Genomic DNA, 17588 nt, shown 5'->3' on the forward strand with positions numbered 1-17588 from the left:
TCGGAAAGGCTATTGATCATGTGGAAGCGCTCAAGCGTGGACCCGTTCGTCGTCGCCGTCGATCGCCGTCTCGGTGCCGGCGCCGAACGTGTGCCCACCGATCCCGTCGCCCGTCGCGAGCACGTGAAGGCGATGGACACGGCCGCCGCGGAACTGCTGGGAATCGTTCCCGTCCCGGTCGCGACGGAGGATCACCTCGTCGACGTGGCGGATCACCCACGGGTGCGGTTGCGGGTGTTCTGGCCCGGTGAGCGGCGCAGTGAGCCCGTGCGGGCCGCGGGTGTCCCGATCCTGGTGTACTTCTTCGGCGGGTCGTTCACGATGGGCGGTCTGGACTGGCGCGGGTGGGACGCGGTGTTCCGGGCGCGCGCGGCCGACGCGGGGATCATCGTGGTCGCCGGTGAGTACTCGCTGGCCCCGGAGGTGCGGTACCCGGCCCAGCCCGAACAGTGCTGGAGCGTGTTCGAGTGGGCGGCCGGGCACGCCGCCGAACTGGGCGGGGACGCCTCCCGCCTCGCCGTCGGAGGAGCCTCCGCGGGCGGCAACCTCGCCGCGGCCGTCACGCTGATGAACCGGGATCGCGGCGATCGGCCCGTCCGCCTGCAGATCCTGGAGGCGCCCGTCCTGGATCTGACGTTCGGGCACCTCGACCCGTGGGCGAGCTCCCCGGCGCTGCCACGTTTCGTCCTCCGGCGCTCGGCGGCACCGGTCGTGCGCGACTATCTCGGCCCCCGGCGGGCGAGAAGGCGCGAGGCGTACGCGTCACCGCTGCTGGCGAAGACCCACGCGGGGCTTCCTCCCGCGCTGATCTTCACCGCGGAGAAGGACGTGCTGCGCGGCGACGGCGAGGCGTACGCGAGGGCACTCGCGGCCGCGGGTGTGCCCACGAGCTGCGTGCGGTACGTCGGGCAGACCCACGGCTCGGGCGGCTACCGGCACCACACCGCCGCGGCCGACCACCTGCACCGCGACATCGTCGCCGGCCTCCGCACCCTGCACGAGCCCGCCACCGGCTACCCGGCACCTTCCCGCCCCGCCGGGGACCGCCGATGAACGCCGTCCTGGCGAGCCTGTCACCGGCCGTTCACGCCTGGGCGGCACGGATCGCGTCCCTCTCCGCGGAGCTCCCCGGCCTGACCGGCACCGACCTCCCCTCGCGCCGGGCGGCCGAACGGCTTCTCTCCGACGCCCTCGCACGCGAGTTCACCGCGGAGGCCCCCACCCGCGTGCGCATCGCGACGGAGGACATCGACACCCCGATCGGCCCGCGACGGGTACGCCGGTACCGGCCGGACGCCATGGACGGGACGGCACCGGCACAGCTGTTCCTGCACGGGGGCGGGTTCGTCTCCGGATCGGCCGACGAGCTCGTCAACGACCGGCTCCTCGCCGCGCGCGCCGCCGACGCCGGCATCCAGGTGATCTCCCTCGACTACCGGCTGGCGCCGGAACACCCCTACCCCGCCGCGGTCGAGGACGCGATCGCGGTGCTCGACGCGTTGCGCGCGCGACCTGACCGGTACGGGGTGGACGTGTCGCGGATCGGGATCGGCGGCGCGTCGGCCGGCGGTGGCATCGCCGCCAGCACCGCCCTGCACCTGCGCGAGCGCGGCGATCACGTGCTCGTCCATCAGGCCCTCGAGGTGCCGGCGCTCGCCATGACCCCGTTCGGCGCGTCCGCCGCCGAGTACGCGCGCGGGTTCGGTCTCGACGGGTACGAACGGCTCGCCGCGCTGTATCTGGGACCGGACGGGACGACCGCGCCGTTCGCGGCTCCGCTGGACGCCGCGGACCTCACCGGGCTCCCGCCCACGCTGATCCGGGTCGCCGAGCACGACCCGCTCCGCGACGCCGCTCTCGCGTACGGCGCCCGCCTGGCCGCCGCGGGCGTGCCGACGATCACCGAGATCGGCCACGGGCACGTGCACGGCTCCCCCGGCCTGACCGCGACCTTCGAACCCGCCCGCACCTGGCAGCACCGCGTCGCGGCGGCACTGCGCGACGTCTACCACGCCCCTGGCGCCCCGGGCGTTACGCCCGCCTGATCTGACACCACGACGTGCCCGGAGGCATGATGTTCTCTTCCACCCCCCTCACCCCCGCCACCGTGCCCGGCGCCGATCGGGACCCGATGTCCGTCGCGACAAAGGAGATCCCCGGAGGCCGGCAGCCGCGCGGGTTCCTGCCGCTGTACGTGCTGGCGTGGTTCGGCGTCACCCTCGCGCTGGGAACGATCAGTGGCGCGTCCATCCCGAAAGCGCTGGCGTTCCTCGACGACGCGTCGAAGACGACGAACCTGTCGATCATCGCCGGGGTGGGCGGGGTGGTGATCATCGTCATCACCCCGCTGTTCGGACGGCTCTCGGACCGGACGATGTCCCGGTTCGGGATGCGCCGGCCGTGGCTGATCGGCGGTGCGGGCCTCGGCCTGGTGGGCGTCGCGATCCTCGCCACCACGCAGGGGCTCGGGTGGACGCTCGCCGGATGGGCGATCACGCAGACCGGGTTCGGTGCGACGAACATGGCCGTCCACGCGCTCCTGGCCGAGCAGATCCCCGCCCGCATCCGCGCCCGCGTCGCCGCCGCCACCGGGGTGGCCACCGGGCTGGGGCTCATCGTGGGCGCCCAGGTGATGGCGATCCTGCCCGACGACGCACGGTGGGCGTGGTTCGTGGTCCCCGGTGTCGCGGGGGCCGTGCTCAGCACCGCGCTGGTGTTCCGCTTCCACGACATCGTCCGTCACACCCCGGCCCCCCGGTTCCGCCTGGCGGACGTCGTGTCGACGTACTGGCTGAACCCGCTGCGCTACCGCGACTTCTTCTGGGCGTTCACCTGCCGGTTCCTGGTCACCATGTCGATCACCGCCATCTCGACCTACCTGCTGTTCATCATCCTGGACCGCCTCCACATCCCCCTCGCGGACGCGTCCGGTGTCCAGGCGCTCGCGTTGCTGATCTTCACGGTCGGCAACATCGTCACCGCCGTGGTGTTCGGGTGGATCTCCGATCGCACCGGACGCCGCAAGACGATCGTCCTGACCGCCGGCCTGCTCAGCGCCGCCGGCCTCGTGATCGCGATGGCCGCCCCCGACGTCGGCGTCTTCCTCGCCGGGATCGGAATCGTCGGCGCCGCGCAGGGAGCGTACGTGTCGGTCGACGTCGCGCTCATGACCGAGGTCCTGCCCACCTTCGACGAGGCGGGCAAGGACCTCGGCATCGTCGCCCTGTCCTACCAGGTCCCGCAACTGCTCGTCCCGATCCTCGCCGTGCCGCTGCTGGCCGCGGGAGGCGGCGGCTACGACATGTTCTTCGTCGCCGCGATCGTCTTCGCCGTCCTCGGCGGGCTCGCCGTCCTCCCCATCCGCAGCGTCCGCTGACCCCCCGTAAAGGACAGACGATGCCCACCCAGCGCCGGGCGTTCCCGGAGGACTTCGTGTTCGGGGCGGCGACCGCCGCCTACCAGATCGAGGGCGCGACCACCGCCGACGGGCGAGGAGCCTCCATCTGGGACACCTTCGTCCGCACCCCCGGCGTCGTGCTCGACGGGGACACCGGCGACATCGCCTGCGACCACTATCACCGCTACGCCGAGGACATCGCCCTCATGGGACGTCTCGGGCTGCAGAGCTACCGGTTCTCGACCTCCTGGGCCCGCGTCGTACCCGACGGATCGAACGTCAACGCCCGCGGCCTGGACTTCTACCGGCGGCTCGTCGACGAACTGCTCGCGCACGACATCACCCCGTGGCTGACGCTGTACCACTGGGACCTTCCGCAGGCGGTCCAGGACACCGGCGGGTGGCCGCACCGTGACACCGTCCACCGGTTCACCGAGTACGCACTGGCCGTGCACGACGCGCTCGGGGACCGGGTGCCCGTCTGGACCACACTGAACGAACCGCAGTGCTCCGCGTTCGTCGGGCACATCGCCGGTCGGCACGCCCCCGGGCACACCTCTGCCACGGAGGGCCTCCTCGCCGCCCATCACCTCCTCCTTGCGCACGGCCGGGCGATGCGGGAGCTGCGCGCCCGCGACGGCGGCCTCACCCTCGGGATCACCCTCAACCTCGCGCCCGTCGACCCGGTCGACCCCGGCGACGACCGGGACCGGGACGCGGCACGCCGCCTCGACGGGCAGTTCAACCGCTGGTTCCTCGACCCCCTCTTCCGCGGCGCCTACCCCGCCGACATCCTGCGGGACCTCGCCTCGGCCGTGCCCGACGCGGCGAACGCCCTCACCGCCGCGATCCACGCCGACGACCTGCGCACCATCGCCGCACCCGTCGACGCGCTGGGCATCAACTACTACCAGGGCGCCTGCATCGGCGCGACACCCGCGGCGACACCACCGCCCAGCGGCGACGCCCCCACCGCCCGCGGCGGCCGGTCCTCCTGGCCTCTGCCCCACGACCTGCACGGACACGACCGGGGACTGCCCCGCACCGCGATGAACTGGGAGGTGGACCCCGCCGCCCTCACCCGGCTCCTGCACCGCGTCACGCAGGAGTACACCGGCGCCACCCGCACGCGGCTGTTCGTCACCGAGAACGGTGCCGCCTACGACGACCACCCCGTCACCGAACACGGGCGGACACGGATCCCCGACACCGCCCGCGCCGATTTCCTCATCGCCCACCTGGCCGCGATCCTCGACGCCGTCGACGCCGGGGTCGATGTCGGCGGCTACTTCGCCTGGTCACTGCTGGACAACTTCGAATGGGCATGGGGCTACACCCGGCGATTCGGGCTCGTCCACGTGGACTACGCCACCCAGCGACGCACCCTCAAGGACAGCGCGCACGCCTACCGGGACATCATCCGCACCCGCTCGATCCCCGCATGACCGGGCACCCCGCCATCGCGTGAGCCGACGTCCTCCGCCAGGCACGACGGCCGGGTGCCGTCATGCGCACCTGTCGAGGGTGTCCTCCTGGTCCAGGAGCCTGAGCAGGCGGTCGATGCGGGCCGGCACGCCGGTCAGGCGGGCCTCGCCGTCGCGGCACAGACCGGTCAGCATGCGCAGGCCGCCCAGGTCGACGAACGTGAGCCGGCTGACGTCGACGACGAGGGTGTCCCCTGCCGTGCGGGCCTCGGTCAGGGTCCGGGCCGCCGCGCGGGTGTTGGTGGCGTCGAGCTCGCCGATCAGCCGGGCCAGTCCTCCGGGTGCGGCGGGGCTGTAGGTGATGCGCAGCGCGCGGTCGAGGTGGAGCACGGCCTCGAACCAGTGCTCACCGCAGCCTGCCTGCTCCCGGGCGGTAACGGTCACGGCTTCGCCCTCAGGCATTCGTCGCGGGCCGACGGACGGCACGGCCGGTGGCCGGTGGTGCCGGGCACGACGAGGCGGCCGGTGAGGGCCGGTGCTGCACGACGGCCATGTGATCCATCCCCTCGCTTGCCTCGATGTACGCCGGCGAACCCGGCGCGTCCACTTTACGCCGGAAAGAGGATACACGAAAGACCTTTCCGGTATGCTTCTTCCTGTGCCGATGCCCGTAGCCGTCCGTTCCACGGCGACCCGCTCCGGCGACGCGGAAAGGATGTGACGTGACCGACAACAGTCCCGATCAGCCTTCGTCCTCGTGGACCTTCCTGACCCACCACGCCCGGGTCCTGCTGGAGATCGCCCGTGATCCGCAGGCGCGGCTGCGCGACATCGCGGCCGTCATCGGCATCACCGAACGCGCGGCCCAGGGCATCGTGACCGACCTGCACCAGGCCGGTTACCTGACCCGCTCCAAGGTGGGCCGCCGCAACCACTACACGATCGACCCCGACCGGCACTTCCGCTACCCCACCGAGGCGGATGTGCCCATCGGCGAGCTGCTGGACATCTTCACCCGCCACGACCAGGCCCACCGGGACCTGCCCGCAGATCTGAGGTCACCGGCTTCGAGCGGCACCGGCAGCTGACCGCGGTCAGGAGGCCGAGCCGGCCGGGTCGAGCAGGATGATGACGGTCAGCAGGACGATCCAGGCGACGACCGCGGCGAGCAGGAGCGTGCCACCGGAGAGCCCGGGGAGGAGTCGGGGCGCTTTCTTCACAGCCATCCGCTCCTGCGCAGCAGCCGGTGGACGATGAGGACGGCGACGACCATGACGCTCAGGCTGAGCGGGTAGCCCAGCAGCCAGTGCAGCTCGGGCATGTAGTCGAAGTTCATGCCGTAGATGCCCGCGATCATGGTGGGAACGGCGATGAGGGCCGCCCATGAGGAGATCTTGCGCATGTCGGCGTTCTGCTGCATCGCCACCATGTTCTGCTCACGGCCCATCAGGGCCAGGTGCGCGCTCAGGGCACTGGTGAGCAGCTCGTTGTGCTCGTCGACCTGGGCGTCGACGCGCAGCAGGTGGTCGAGGACGTCACGGAACTGCTCCCGGTTCGCCGTGCACAGCTCCACGCGGCCTTTGACGATCTCCTCCAGCACCGGGATCAGCGGATCCTGGGCGGTACGGAACTCCAGCACCTCGCGCTTGAGGGAGTAGATGTCGGCGGTGACGTCGGCCTGCTCGCCGCTGAAGACGCGGTGCTCCAGCGCGATGAGGTCTGCTTCGACCTCGTGGGAGACGCGCGAGTAGGTGTCGACGACCTCGTCGCAGATCGCGTACAGCACACCGGCCGGGCCTGCGGCCAGCAGCTCGGGGTCGGACTCGATGCGGTCGCGTACCCCGTTGAGGGGGTTGGCCCGGCCGTGACGGACGCTGATGACGAAGTCGCGGCCCAGGAACAGGTTGATCTCGCCGACCTCGATGTCGGAGGTCTCCTCCAGGTACACCAGCGGCTTGAGCACGATGAACAAGGTGTCGTCATAGCGTTCGAGCTTGGCCCGCTGGTGGGCGTGGATGGCGTCCTCCACGGCCAGCGGATGCAGTTTCACCTCGCTGGTGATCAGATCGAACTCCTGCCGGGTGGGCTCGTGCAGGCCGATCCACAAGAAGCACTCCCCCCGCTCCCGCGCGGCGGTGACCGCGTCGCTGATGTCACCGCTGATGGTCTCGCGTACGCCGCCGCAGTAGATGGCCTTGTCTACGATCACATCGGGCATTCTCCCGCATCCGAAAACCCGAAAAAGCCTCATCTGTCCTGACGGCCGCTGTGCAAGGCTCACAAAGCCCGCAAACGCTGATTTCGCAGATCACCTGTCCGGGTGACCCCGGGATCCGTTCTCCGGGAAGCGTCGGAGACGGGAGACGTCCTCTTCGTCGTCCTGACGATCGCGCTGTTCGCGATCTTCGGGCTCGTCGTCAAGGCGGTGGAGCGGCTGTGAGCGCCGTGGGGCGGGAGAGGAGCGAGTGGGTGCCGATGCCCCGCTCCCGCGCGGCGGCGACCGCATCGCTGATGTCATCGCCGAGGATCTCCCGCATGGCCGGTGGAGGCCTGGCGGTGGTCGTTGTGGACTGTGTCGCCGCGGCGGCGGCAGGAGCAGGTGCGTGGTTCCCCGCTGGATCAGGGTGTGGGTGCGGGGGAGGCCGCTGGGCGGGGGCGGGTGTTGGCCATGGTCTTCAGGGTCAGGCTGTAGGCGGTGAGGATCTCGCCGATGGGTTCGAAGTAGGAGGTGCCGCCCTGGCCGCAGTCGCCCGAGCCGCTGGAGGCGATGCCCTGGGCCTGGTCGCTGGAGATGAAGGGGGCACCGGAGTCGCCGGCCTCGGCGCAGACACTGGTGCGGGTCAGTCCGAAGACGTTGCCCTGGGCGTAGGTGACGCTGGCGTCGCGCTGCTGGATGAGACCGCAGCGGAAGCCGCTGGCGGCGCCGGAGCGGCAGACCGAGGCTCCTTCGAGGGCGATCCGGGCTCCGGCGACGGGTATGGCGCGGCCCTCGCCGTCGTCCAGCACCGGGGTGGTCTGCCAGCCGTTGTCGACCTGCACCCAGGAGTGGTCGCCGCCGGGGAAGAGCGACCCGCGAAAGACCCCCTGAACGGTCCGGTTGAAGCCGGTGGTCCTGGCGCCGGTCCTGCCGCAGTGCCCGGCGCTGACGAAACCGTCCTGGTTCCCCTTGAACACCGCGAACCCCACCGAGCACCGGCTGGTGAGGCCGACGTGGAAGGCGTGGCCGCCCCGTACGTCCTGCGCCGCCGGGTCGTGCAACGGCTCGGGAACCTCGGTGGAGGGCAGGACGACCACCGCGGCCTTGTCCACCCCGACGGCATCGATGACGTGCTGGGTCTCGTCGGTCTTCTGGGCCAGCAGCACCACCCTGTTGCGCTTGGCGTCGACGTAGCGCACGCTGGCCACCAGCGGCTCCACCGGCAGCGCCTTGTCGAGCATGCTCTTGATCGTGGTCAGTTCGCTCAGCGAGCGGGTGACGATCTCCGCGTGAGCGCCGGCGGCCAGGATCGTGGCGGTGTCGGCGGCGCTGGTGGTGGCCACCACCAGCCGGTGAGCGCTGGGTCCCCGCAGCCAGGCGCCGGCGAAACGCGCCCCGAGCCGTTGGCGCAGCTGCGCCGCGATCGGGCTCAGGCGGGCCTCATTCAGCAGCCGGGTCCGGGCTTGTTCCGGTGTCAGGCCCAGATCGCGTTGCATCGCCCTCAGCATGGCCGGTGGTGGGTCCGGCTCCGCGACGGCGGCCGTGGCCACCGGGGTCATCATGGCCACCGGGGTCATCATGGCCACCGGGGTCACCGGGGTCGTCGCCGTGGTGGCCGACCGGTCGGCCCGGCGGGCGGCGACGGCCGGGACCGCGGCCAGCGCGACGGCGACGACGGCCACGACGCACCCTCTGCTCACGGCATGGTTGGCAGACATATGCCCCTCCTCGACCTCGGTTCTCAAAGCGCGAGGGGAGGGCCGCCCCGCATCACGGGATGATCATGCGATGTGGGCAATGCGATCCTAGGTCAGCCGTCGGCCGCCCACGGCCACGCCACGCGGACGGCCGGCGGACAAGGAGCCGGACGGCGAGGTGCGTCGCCGTCTCGCGCATCCCGCCTTCACCCCGGCGACGTGGATCGGGCATGTCCGGCCAGGGCGGAAAGAGCCGGGTGCCGCAGGGACCGGGCCAGGCTGGAGACGATCGCGCGGATGTCCCCGGAAGACGGCCGGGCGGTTGCCGGGTCAGTCGGTGCGCAGGCGCGCGGTCTGTGCGGTGCCGACGTCGGTGGTGCGCCGAAGGTATCGCTCGATCACGATGAGCTCGTCGTCGGTGAAGTCCTCCAGCGCCTGGCCGAAGGCCCTGCCGGGGGCGTCCCAGGCGGCTTCGATCTCGGGGGCGCGGCCAGGGGTGAGGGTGACGAGCATCTTGCGCCGGTCGTGGGGGTCGGGGTGGCGTTCGGCGAGGCCTGCCTTCTGGAGGCGGTCGACCAGGCGGGTGGCCGATCCGGAGGTCAGTCCTGTCAGCTCCGCGATCTCTCCCGTGGTGCAGGGCCCGGGTTCCAGGGCGAGCAGGCCGACGCACTGGAGGTCGGTGGGGTGCAGGCCGAGGCGTTCGGCCATGGCCTGGTTGAACAGGGTGTAGGCGGCGTGGTGGCGCCGGGCCGTCGCGGTGACCGCCTCGACCAGCTCCTTGCGGGTTTGGTTTGACATGCAATCGCCCTCGTGTCCTACTTATATCTGTGTCACGCAGATAATGTGTGGTGCAGATCCTTTGTAGCACAACTTTTCAGGAGAGCCCATGACCACCCACGCGCCCGAGCAGCTGCGCGTCCTTTACGGCCGCTGGAGCGAGATGTGGCGCGGCGACTTCAGCCACGCCGAGGAGATCCTCGACCCCGGCTTCGTCGTCCACCAGGCCCGCCCGGACGGCAGTGACTCCGAGGCCGTCACCGGCCCCGAGCGCCTGCTGCCCGAGATCGAGCAGACCATGGCCGCCTTCGGCGGCATCAGTGTCACCGTCGACCTCGGCCCGATCGTCGACGGCGACCTGATCTCCGCCCGCTGGACCATGCGCGCCACCTACACCGGTGGCATCCCCCAGGCCACCGCCCCGGTCGGCACGAAGATCTCCTTCAGCGGCAACGACATCCTGCGCGTCCGCGACGGCCGGTTCGTCGAGTACTGGACCTGCACCGACATCCTCGACGGCCTGTCCCAGCTCGGCGCGATCTCCGGTCCCAACGGTCCTGCCCAGCACTGACGGACACCACCGAACGCGCTCGCGGTCCCTGCCCTCCCGCCCTTCCCGTCCTCTTCGAAGTCGCCGGCAAGGCGGAGGCCCGGTCCCCCGGCACTGAAAATCTGCAGTGGCCGACGTAGACATTCATGGTGGGTGGGGATAGAATTTCTGGCATCGCAAGGAACGGATCCACGAGGGCAGAGCAGGGCGTAGGCATCACGACGAGCTGCCCGGACGAGCGTGGACGGCTGGATCACCAAAGACGATGCGGTGAAGAGGGGCAGAAGGTCGGACGTGCCAGGACCGGCAGTGGTCGAAAGGGTCCCGGCCGTGGACGCGCTGCCACAGCAGAAGCAGTGAACGCACGACGAGTACCGCCGTCGGACGTGCCAGGACCGAGCAGGTGCAAGACGAAGGGTCCCGGCCGTGGACGGCGCGGTTGTGACGAGCAAGTGGTGCACGACGTCAAGGAAGTACCGCCGGTAAAGAGCGAAGGGAGTGTTGAACGCCATCAGGATCGCCCGTTGCCGGCTGATGTTCGCCGCACGGGTACCGCAGTTCCCCGGATTGGACGGTGGTCTACGGTCACGCATTCGCGATCCCCGCATCCCCGCCCGCACCGGGCGGCCACATGCGAAAGCAGGTACGTCGGCCTCAGGGCCGGCAGATGGTGTTGAACCTCGGGGGCCCCGGCGCATCATGGCGCCGGGGTCCCGTTGTCGTCTCCGGGAAGGTCGTTGGGAAGGTTGTATGGATCAAGTACCGATGGTGTCGGCCGTGCGCGCACAACCCAGAATGCGCGCCGGCGCCGATACGGCTGAAACGGCCCACCGGGCCGGCAGGACCGATGGATTCCTCACCGCTCCGGGTCACACGCCCGGTTGCCGGTTGGACGACGAGGACTACCCCGCCTACAGCATGGGCCGCGCCGCCGAGATGCTCGGCGTCACCCCTGCCTTCCTGCGCAACCTCGGCGCCGCCAGACTCATCGAGCCTCAGCGCTCCAAAGGCGGCCACCGCCGCTACTCCCGCTACCAGCTACGCCTGGCCGCCCGCGCCCGCGAACTCCTCGACCAGGGCACTCCCCTGGAAGCCGCCTGCCGCATCATCATCCTGGAAGACCAGCTGGCCGAGGCCCTGCGCATCAACACAGAACTCCAGCAGCGGCCCGACCGCCACCGGACCGACGACGCCGGCCGCATCTCGGCCTGAGGGCATGCCCCCGTCCGTGATCACCTCTGGCCGCCCGCCTCCTCCGGGCATCCTCACCCGAGGTTCCGGTGGTGTCACCCGCCCGCCTCGCGTTCCTCGACGATCTCGGCGAGCCGGCTCCAGGCGGGTGACGAGGCGCCGACCGACATGGCGACCAGCCGGGCGACGACCGAGTCCTGGGCCGGTTCCCGCGTGCTCCCGGACCCGCCGTACCGGTCGGCGAGCCAGCGATGCGTGCGATCGGCCAGCGCGTGAAGGCGCGGGTCCTCCGGGGACCAGTCGAACGCCGCGTCATGATCGAGATAGATGGCGCAGAAGCCCGGATCGTCGATCGCCGCGCGCTTGTCGGCGATCCAGGCGGCCGCCTCGTCCGGTGAGAGCGAGTGCGCCAGGATCCAGCCGTCGCGCTCCATCTGCACCATGCGCCGGCTCATGCCGAGCTCGCGCAACCGGTCGAGATAGCCGGCGACCTCCGCGGAGACGAACAGCCGGTCACCGGCATTGAGCTGGGCGATCCGCTCGCGGGCGCGCAGGAGTTCCTCGGCCCGTTCCCGCAGGCCGCGGTCGATGTCGGTGACCGCCGCGGCGAACCGGTCGGGGTCGGCGTCGAGCAACTCCTTGACACGGGCGAGCGGCACGCCCGCCCCGGCGAGTGTCTTGATCTTGATCAGGTCGATGGCGTGCTGGACGCTGTAGCGCCGGTAACCCGACGCGTCACGCGGCGGCTCGGCGAGCAGGCCGCGCTGGTGGTAGTGACGGACGGCCTTGACGGTCACGCCCGCGTAGTCGGCGAGCCGGCCGATGGTGATCATGTGTTTCGGTCTCCTTGGTGCGACCCGCCGTCCGGGCGTTCATCATGTCAGCGGCCACCGCGCCGTGGCACGGCCTCGAAGCCCATCGGTGGCCCGGGTGCGCCGCCGGCGCGGGTTCGCCCGCGCGAGCGGCGGCGGGCCTCAGTCGCGGATCGGCGCGACCCGGGCGGCCAACCGGCCGGCGAGGTCGACCCCCACGACCGCGCCGTCCGCGTCACGGGTGAAGAAGCCGCGCTGTCCCTCCAGGCCGCCGCCGGTGACGATGTACTCGTCGCCGGGCAGCAGGCCGATCGCGGCCGGGGGGAGGTCCGGGGGCAGTTCGGTGTCCATCGCCGCACGGACCTGCGGCTTGATCCCGCATTCGATCGTCAGCCCGGCTCCGTCGGTGGCGATGGTGAGCGCCATCATGTCGTTCTCGTACCTTCCGGCGACCTCCCGGGCCCGTACCGGGTCGTGGGGCAGCGGCTCCGGGTCCCGGTCGACCACCCCGAGATGGTGCGCGAGCGCCCAGCGCACGGCGGCCCGGTTGAAGGCGAGCCCCTCGTCCGGGCCGGCGTTGGACACCGCGACGACGGCGAAACCGCGTTCGGGCACGGTGAGGAACTCGGCGAACTGGCCGTTGGCCGATCCGCCGTGCCCGACGGTACGCACGCCGTCCACCTCGCGCAGGAACCAACCGATGCCCAGGGCGTCACCGAGCGAGCTGGCGCGCAGCGCGACCGTCGGCTCCTTCATCCTCCGCAACAGCTCGGCGGGCAGGACGCGCGCGCCGCTTTCCGCACGGCCGTCACCGAGGTGGAACCGGGCCCACCGCAGTTGTTCGGCCACCGAGGACACCAGTCCCCCGCCGGGGTTGTCGCCGCGCCAGTGCTTCCACGGCCGCGCGACCGACAGCGTGCCGTCCTCGCCGCGCTCGTGCCCCACGGCGAATCGCCGGGTCATCACCTCTCCCGGCGCGAAGAAACTGTTCGACAATCCCAGCGGCTCGAACAGGAGCGTGGCGACGGCCCGCTCGTAGGGCAGGCCCGTGACCTTCTCGACGACCCGCCCGGCCAGGTTGTACCCCGACTGGCTGTAGGAGGCCCGGGTGCCGGGCGGGGCGATCAGCTGCAGTCCGGCCATCTTCGCCACATGGCCGGCCAGCGCGTCGTCCCCCTCACCGGTGTCGACCAGGATGCCCCAGTCCAGGCCCGCGGTGTGGTTGAGCAGGTTCGACACGGTGATCTGCGCCGCGGCCCGCTCGTCGGCGAGCACCAGGTCGGGAACGTACCGGCGCACCGGCGCGTCCAGGTCGACCCGCCCCTGCGCGACCAGGCGCATCAGCGCGGTCGCCGTGTAGGTCTTGGTGACCGAGCCCAGCACGAACAGCGTGTCCCGGTCGACCGGCAGCGGGTCCTGCACGCTCGTCACCCCGTGACACGCGTAGACCTCCCGGCCGTCCATCCACACCCCGACCGCGACACCGGGGACGCCCAGCGTCGTGGCCGTCGCCTCGACGAACTCGGCCGCCGTCTCATGTGACATCTCATCTCCAGGGTTCGAGCCCGTGTCCATGAACACATGCTCGAACCCTGCCCCTGGGGCAGGGTCAACCCCCTCACCGCGGCTTCCCGGCGACAGACGAGCCCCGGCGTACGGAGACGTTCAGTCCACCAGGCCGGCGCGGTGGGCGGCGATGGCCACCTGTACCCGGTTGGTCACGGCGAGCTTGTCGAACAGGTGGGACATGTGGCTTTTGACCGTCGCCTCGCTCATGTGCAGGCCGGCCGCGATCTCGGTGTTGGAGCGGCCGAGCCCGACCTCGACGAGCACCTCCCGCTCGCGGCCGGTGAGGGTCTCCAGCCGGGCGAGCGCGTCACGGCGACGCCGGACGGGCACGTCGGTGACGACCCGGTGGATCAGCCGCCGGGTCACCTGCGGGGACAGTATCGCGTCACCGCTGTGCGCGAGGCGTACGGCACGGATCAGGTCGTGCGGCGAGGTGTCCTTGAGGAGGAACCCACAGGCCCCGGCCTCCAGGGCGGTGAAGACGTGCTCGTCGCTGTCGAACGTGGTGAGGATCACGACCGCGGGCGCCCGGGGAAGCCGGCGGACGGCCTCGGTGGCGGCCAGGCCGTCGGTCCGCGGCATCCTGATGTCCATCAGGACGACGTCCGGCCCCAGGCGGTGCACGGCGTCGACCGCCTCGCCCCCGTCCGCGGCCTCCCCCACGACCTCCACGTCGGGCGCGGATTCGAGGATGAACCGCAGCCCGGCGCGGATCAGCAGCTCGTCGTCAACCAGCAGCGTCCTGATCATGTGTGCCCCTCGCGGACGCGTCCCACGGCAACCACCCCTCGAGACGCCAGCCTCCCGCATCGCCGGGCGCGCCGCGCACCGTTCCGCCGATCAACCGGAAACGTTCCGCCAGGCCCACGAGACCGGCCCGGGCGCCGGAAGGGCCCGTGGCGGGCCGGGGCGACCGCTCGTTGACGACCGTGATCGTGACGCCGTCCTGCGGGCTCCCGGTCACGCGGACGGTGACCGGCGCTCCGGCGGCGTGCCTGTGCGCGTTGGTCAGCCCTTCCTGCACGAGCCGGTAGGCGGCCCGGGCGGTCGCCACCGGCACCGCGCCGAGGTCGCCGTGCAGCGTGACGGCGTCACCGGCCGACGTCCAGGACTCCACCAGGCGCCGCAGGTCGGGAAAGGCGTCGTCATGTCCGGCCCGCAGCACGCCCACGATCGTCCGCAGCTCTTCGAGGGCCTCCTGCGCGGTGACCCGGATCAGCGCCGCCTCCCGCTCGACGCGTGCCGGTTCCGCGCCGGGGTTGACCTCCAGCCCGCCGGCGTGCAGCGAGATCAGGGTGACCTTGTGCGCGAGCACGTCGTGCATCTCCCGCGCGATCCGGCCGCGTTCGGCGGCCTTCGCCTGTTCGTCGCGCAGGTGCCGTTCGGTCTCGGCGCGCTCCGCGCGTTCCCGCAGTGACCTGGTGAGCTCGCGGCGGGTGGCGGTGTACCCGCCGGCCACCAGCACGGCCGCGGTGGCGGCCGTCGCGGAGAGCAGCGTGTCCGTGCCGAACCCGCCGTCGTCGACCCACTGCTGCGCCAGGAATCCCGCCACGCCGATCGCCGCCAGCGCCGCGAACCGCGGGCCCGGCCGCACCCCCGCGCCGCGGAACAGGCCGATCAGCAGCGGCCCGGGGTTGCCCGACAGCGCGTACGCGCCCGCCCCGACGGCGGTGACCGCGACCGGCCACCGGTCGCGGAACCACAGCGCACCCGTGGCGGCCAGCCCGGCGGCCGCGATGACCACGCGCGGCAGCGGCGCCCACGGCACCTTGACCGCCACGACGGCCAGCACCAGGCAGAACGCCACGGAGGCCACGCTGATCGCGTGCGGGCCGGGCGTGACGACCCGCCGCAACGTGTCCCGGTACGTCACCATCGGCCCAGCGTAACCAGGACGGCGGCGCGTCACCTCCGACGAACGTCGATGCCGTCCACCCGGAAATCTCCGACTTCAGTGTGATACGACCATGGCCGCGACGGCGATGCGGCCCCGCCCCCGCCGGCGGCACCGTTGATGACCCCGACCACGTCAGGAGTCACGCCGTGCGGACACTCACCCTTCCACGCCTGCTGCTCATCGTCGCGCTGTCGCTGTCGCTGCCGGCCGTCCGCCCGCCCGCCGCGGCGGCCTCGGCGCACGTCCCGGACACCCGCCGGCTGGCGGGCTTCTTCGACACCGCCGTGCCGGCGGCACTGGAGGCCCACCACGTGCCGGGCGCGGTGGTCTCGGTGGTGGGCGCCGGGAAGACCCTCTTCAGCAAGGGGTACGGCCTGGCCGACCGCGAGAACGGGACGCCCTTCGACCCCGGCACCTCGCTGGTGCGGATCGCCTCGATCACCAAGCTGTTCACCTGGACCGCGGTGATGCAGCAGGTGCAGCGGGGCAGGCTCGACCTGCACGCGGACGTGAACCGCTACCTCACATCGTTCCGCGTCCCCGCGACGTACCCCCGGCCGATCACGCTGGCGCAGCTGATGGACCACACCGCCGGGTTCGAGGACAGCGCCATCGGCGTGGGCGCGCGGACCAAGGCCGACGTGCCGCCTCTGGACAGGTATCTCGCCGAGCGCATGCCGGCGCGGATCCGCCCGCCCGGAGAGGTGTCGGCCTACTCGAACCACGGCGCGGCGCTGGCCGGGCACATCGTGTCGCAGGTGAGCGGTAAGCCCTACGACCGGTACGTCCAGGACCACATCCTGGACCCGCTCGGCATGCGGCACAGCACGGCCTCCGAGCCGGTCCCCGCCCACCTGGCCGCGGGCCAGGCACGCAGCTACGACCACGAGGACGGGACGTACCGGCGCAAGCCCTTCGTCTTCGACACCCTCCCGCCCGACGGATCGATCAGCGCCACCGCGGACGACATGGCCCGCTTCATGATCGCCCATCTGGAGAACGGGCCGCCCGTCCTCGACGAGCCCACCACCCGTCTCATGCACCGGCGCTCCTTCGCCGCCGACCCCCGCATCGACGGGTACGCCCACGGGTTCAAGGAGCAGACCGTCAACGGGCATCGCGTGATCATGCACGACGGCAGCTGGGAGGGCTTCCAGAGCGCACTGCTGCTGGTGCCCGGCGCCGGCATCGGCCTGTTCGTCTCCACCAACGGCACGGGCGGCGTCGACGCCGTCTCCGAGCTCGTACCCGCCTTCTTCGACCGGTTCCTCCCCGGCGACCGCGCCGCGCCCTCCGCCCCACCCGGCAGGACGGCCGCGCCGGTGGCGGGCTTCTACAGGCCGGCCCGTACCGTCGAGTCGACCATCGAGAAGGTGCTCACCCTCACCGGCTCCTCCCGGCTGCGGATCACCGACGGCGGGAGACTCGCCTTCAAGGGCATGACGTGGAGCCCGCTGGCGCCGGGGCTCTATCAGCAGGACGGCGGTTCCCAGCGGCTGGCGTTCGTCACGAACGACGCCGGCGTCACCTACGCGGCCACCGACGGGCCCGCCTACGAACTCATCCCCTGGTGGGAGACCCCTCCGGCCAACCTCGTCGTCGTCCTGGTGTTCGCCGTCACGGCCCTGACGGCCGTGCTCGGCCTGCCGTCGGCCGCCGCGCTCCGGCGCCTGCGGGGACGTCCCGCCGCAGCGCCTCGCGCCTGGCGCGCCGCCCGCCTCCTCGCCGGTCTGGCCGGCATCACCGGGCTGGTGTTCGTCGTGGTGTTCGCGCTGATGCTGACCGGCGAAACGAGCATCCTGTACGGCGTACCGGTGAGCCTGCGCATCCTGTTGCTTCTCCCCCCGCTGTTCCTCGCCCTCACCGTCGCCGCGATCGCGACCACCGTGATCGCCTGGAGGCACCGGCCCGTCGGCGTCCTGGCCCGCGCTCACCAGGTGACCCTGCTGGCCGGGATGTCGGCCCTCGTCTGGTTCTGCCTGTACTGGAACCTGCTCGGCTGGCGGTTCGGCTGACCACCGCCCGCCGCCCGTCGGGGGTCAGCGGACGGCGGTCGGCCCGCGTACGGAGTCGGTTC

General features: G+C 71.7%; 17 protein-coding genes. 8 read left to right on the forward strand and 9 right to left on the reverse strand.

Annotation, left to right across the window (positions count from 1 at the left end; translation table 11 throughout):
• Nucleotides 1–18 precede the first annotated feature (18 nt).
• From ABD832_RS22885 to ABD832_RS22900, 4 genes are all read left to right on the forward strand, one after another.
• Nucleotides 19–1053 carry an alpha/beta hydrolase gene (locus ABD832_RS22885; protein WP_344898728.1) on the forward strand — a complete coding sequence of 345 codons (1035 nt, stop codon included), beginning with the start codon at nucleotides 19–21 and terminating at the stop codon, nucleotides 1051–1053.
• Nucleotides 1050–2045: an alpha/beta hydrolase fold domain-containing protein gene (locus tag ABD832_RS22890; protein ID WP_344898730.1), complete on the forward strand. Its 996-nt coding sequence runs from the start codon at nucleotides 1050–1052 to the stop codon at nucleotides 2043–2045. The genes ABD832_RS22885 and ABD832_RS22890 overlap by 4 nt, the downstream gene beginning before the upstream one ends.
• Before the next feature lie 86 nt (nucleotides 2046–2131).
• Nucleotides 2132–3376, forward strand: a complete 1245-nt coding sequence (locus tag ABD832_RS22895; protein WP_344898732.1) for an MFS transporter — start codon at nucleotides 2132–2134, stop codon at nucleotides 3374–3376.
• A gap of 20 nt (nucleotides 3377–3396) precedes the next feature.
• Complete coding sequence (locus tag ABD832_RS22900) at nucleotides 3397–4842, forward strand: GH1 family beta-glucosidase (protein ID WP_344898734.1); 1446 nt, start codon at nucleotides 3397–3399, stop codon at nucleotides 4840–4842.
• Between the two features lie 60 nt (nucleotides 4843–4902).
• On the opposite strand, the gene ABD832_RS22905 is transcribed toward ABD832_RS22900, so the two are convergent.
• Nucleotides 4903–5265, reverse strand: a complete 363-nt coding sequence (locus ABD832_RS22905; RefSeq protein WP_344898736.1) for an STAS domain-containing protein — start codon at nucleotides 5263–5265, stop codon at nucleotides 4903–4905.
• A 278-nt stretch (nucleotides 5266–5543) separates the two neighbouring features.
• Here ABD832_RS22905 and ABD832_RS22910 point away from each other — a divergent pair, with 278 nt between their 5' ends.
• Nucleotides 5544–5909, forward strand: coding sequence for a helix-turn-helix transcriptional regulator (locus tag ABD832_RS22910; protein ID WP_344898738.1), 366 nt, complete (start codon nucleotides 5544–5546; stop codon nucleotides 5907–5909).
• A 6-nt stretch (nucleotides 5910–5915) separates the two neighbouring features.
• Here ABD832_RS22910 and ABD832_RS22915 read toward each other — a convergent pair whose 3' ends face one another.
• From ABD832_RS22915 to ABD832_RS22930, 4 genes are all read right to left on the reverse strand, one after another.
• The gene (locus ABD832_RS22915; RefSeq protein ID WP_344898740.1) at nucleotides 5916–6047 is read right to left on the reverse strand and encodes a hypothetical protein; all 132 of its coding nucleotides are present in this window, start codon (nucleotides 6045–6047) and stop codon (nucleotides 5916–5918) included.
• Nucleotides 6038–7030, reverse strand: coding sequence for a magnesium and cobalt transport protein CorA (locus tag ABD832_RS22920; RefSeq protein WP_344898742.1), 993 nt, complete (start codon nucleotides 7028–7030; stop codon nucleotides 6038–6040). The genes ABD832_RS22915 and ABD832_RS22920 overlap by 10 nt, the downstream gene beginning before the upstream one ends.
• Before the next feature lie 410 nt (nucleotides 7031–7440).
• On the reverse strand, nucleotides 7441–8736 hold the full coding sequence (locus ABD832_RS22925; RefSeq protein ID WP_344898744.1) for a S1 family peptidase: 1296 nt from the start codon (nucleotides 8734–8736) through the stop codon (nucleotides 7441–7443).
• Nucleotides 8737–9045: 309 nt separating this feature from the next.
• The gene (locus ABD832_RS22930) at nucleotides 9046–9513 is read right to left on the reverse strand and encodes a MarR family winged helix-turn-helix transcriptional regulator (protein WP_344898746.1); all 468 of its coding nucleotides are present in this window, start codon (nucleotides 9511–9513) and stop codon (nucleotides 9046–9048) included.
• Between the two features lie 88 nt (nucleotides 9514–9601).
• On the opposite strand from ABD832_RS22930, the gene ABD832_RS22935 reads away from it, so the two are divergent.
• Both ABD832_RS22935 and ABD832_RS22940 read left to right on the forward strand, forming a co-directional pair.
• The gene (locus ABD832_RS22935; protein ID WP_344898748.1) at nucleotides 9602–10063 is read left to right on the forward strand and encodes an ester cyclase; all 462 of its coding nucleotides are present in this window, start codon (nucleotides 9602–9604) and stop codon (nucleotides 10061–10063) included.
• A gap of 897 nt (nucleotides 10064–10960) precedes the next feature.
• Nucleotides 10961–11254 (forward strand): helix-turn-helix domain-containing protein, encoded by a 294-nt coding sequence (locus ABD832_RS22940; protein ID WP_344898932.1) that lies wholly within the window; start codon nucleotides 10961–10963, stop codon nucleotides 11252–11254.
• 74 nt (nucleotides 11255–11328) lie between these two features.
• On the opposite strand, the gene ABD832_RS22945 is transcribed toward ABD832_RS22940, so the two are convergent.
• The 4 genes from ABD832_RS22945 to ABD832_RS22960 form a co-directional block, all read right to left on the reverse strand.
• Nucleotides 11329–12066, reverse strand: coding sequence for a MerR family transcriptional regulator (locus tag ABD832_RS22945; RefSeq protein WP_344898750.1), 738 nt, complete (start codon nucleotides 12064–12066; stop codon nucleotides 11329–11331).
• A 141-nt stretch (nucleotides 12067–12207) separates the two neighbouring features.
• Nucleotides 12208–13590, reverse strand: coding sequence for a serine hydrolase domain-containing protein (locus tag ABD832_RS22950; protein WP_344898752.1), 1383 nt, complete (start codon nucleotides 13588–13590; stop codon nucleotides 12208–12210).
• Between the two features lie 120 nt (nucleotides 13591–13710).
• Entirely contained in the window at nucleotides 13711–14364 is a 654-nt protein-coding gene (locus ABD832_RS22955; RefSeq protein WP_344898754.1) for a response regulator transcription factor, read from the reverse strand.
• A complete protein-coding gene (locus tag ABD832_RS22960) occupies nucleotides 14342–15490 on the reverse strand; it encodes a sensor histidine kinase (RefSeq protein ID WP_344898756.1) in 1149 nt (382 codons plus the stop codon). Before ABD832_RS22960 ends, ABD832_RS22955 begins: the two co-directional genes overlap by 23 nt.
• Before the next feature lie 167 nt (nucleotides 15491–15657).
• On the opposite strand from ABD832_RS22960, the gene ABD832_RS22965 reads away from it, so the two are divergent.
• The gene (locus tag ABD832_RS22965; RefSeq protein WP_344898758.1) at nucleotides 15658–17526 is read left to right on the forward strand and encodes a serine hydrolase domain-containing protein; all 1869 of its coding nucleotides are present in this window, start codon (nucleotides 15658–15660) and stop codon (nucleotides 17524–17526) included.
• Nucleotides 17527–17588: the final 62 nt, after the last annotated feature.

The organism is Streptosporangium longisporum, from assembly GCF_039534895.1.
Lineage (GTDB): Bacteria > Actinomycetota > Actinomycetes > Streptosporangiales > Streptosporangiaceae > Streptosporangium > Streptosporangium longisporum.